Here is a 311-nt window from a genome sequence, read left to right on the forward strand (position 1 = left end):
TTTCGTTGCGGCGTGTTGTCAGCATCGTCAGGCGCTCGACCAGCACCGCATCGAGCCCATCGCCCGCGCGCCGTTCGGTCGCAGGCAAGCGCAGCCATTGGACCAGCGCCGATGCCTGCTCGCCGCCCGCCAGGAAAACCGCGGCGAGATGCCGGCGCTGCGCCGCGGTGGGCTCGGCGGGCCAGTCGGCGAGGAGCCGCTCCGCCTCAACCGTCGCCGCCGGAACGTCGAGCCCCGTCGCCGCGCGCGCGGGTTCGGGGTTCCAGCAATAATCGTCATACACGCCGGGATAGATCGGCTTGTAGCGCAAC

1 protein-coding gene is annotated in these 311 nt (G+C 70.7%); it reads right to left on the reverse strand.

Features of this window, described 5'->3' with window-relative positions; genetic code table 11:
• On the reverse strand, positions 1-311 hold a 311-nt coding region (locus FLQ44_RS18175; RefSeq protein WP_206208974.1), incomplete at both ends, for a hypothetical protein.

This window comes from Vogesella mureinivorans, from assembly GCF_007644035.1.
GTDB lineage: Bacteria > Pseudomonadota > Gammaproteobacteria > Burkholderiales > Chromobacteriaceae > Vogesella > Vogesella mureinivorans.